Source organism: Streptomyces beijiangensis (assembly GCF_017315755.1).
Lineage (GTDB): Bacteria > Actinomycetota > Actinomycetes > Streptomycetales > Streptomycetaceae > Streptomyces > Streptomyces beijiangensis.
This window is the reverse complement of record NZ_JAFLRJ010000519.1, coordinates 1-234: the sequence shown is the minus strand read 5'-3', so window position 1 is coordinate 234 and position 234 is coordinate 1. Positions and strand designations below refer to the sequence as shown.

At 74.4% G+C, this 234-nt stretch carries 1 pseudogene; it reads right to left on the bottom strand.

What is annotated here, in order from left to right:
- Positions 1-234 (bottom strand): annotated as a pseudogene (locus tag J0695_RS36190) (MBL fold metallo-hydrolase); the annotation flags it as partial.

Sequence of the window (234 nt, the reverse complement as noted above, 5' to 3'; positions counted from 1 at the left end):
CGACGGAGCGCCACCACGGAGCGTCGGGAACGGCGTCGGAAGCAGGCTCGAAGGGCTGGCCGGGATGCGGCAGTGCGATCCGCGATCCGGTGCGCGCGCCCGCCGCGAGAGTCCCCTCACCGGGGTCCGACCAGGCGTGCGGCGCGAGGTTGAAGGTGCCCCAGTGGATGGGCAGCATGACGCCGTGCGGCTGTCCGCCCTGGAGGTCGAGATGGGCCTGCAGGCCCTCGGCCG